We start from the raw sequence: 257 nt of genomic DNA, 5'->3' as shown, positions 1-257 counted from the left end.
CGGCGCTCTTGCGCAGCTGGGCCGGCGTGGTCACCCCGCCCTTCCTCTGCGGGACGACGGAGAACGTGCCGTCGCGCTGGCTGTTGGCGTGCACCCGGTCGTTGACGAACTTGGCGTCGGGCGCGGCGACGTACTCGCTGCCCCACACCATCCGCAGCAGGCTGACCAGACCCATCTTGGACTTCGCGTCGGCGGCGCCGCCGGGCGCCAGCCGCTCGAAGACGGCGGACACGCTGCGCAGGTCCTCCGCGCGGAAG

General features: G+C 72.8%; 1 protein-coding gene. It reads right to left on the bottom strand.

The features are described from left to right. Positions 1-232 (bottom strand): hypothetical protein (locus AC0IVP_RS21955; RefSeq protein WP_471759285.1); only part of this gene is annotated, 232 nt, incomplete at its 3' end. Between the last annotated feature and the right edge of the window lie 25 nt (positions 233-257).

The sequence above is a fragment of the Klenkia sp. AC732 genome (assembly GCF_979256525.1).
The sequence above is the reverse complement of the archived record's forward strand: the minus strand, read 5'-3'. Positions and strand labels throughout refer to the sequence as shown.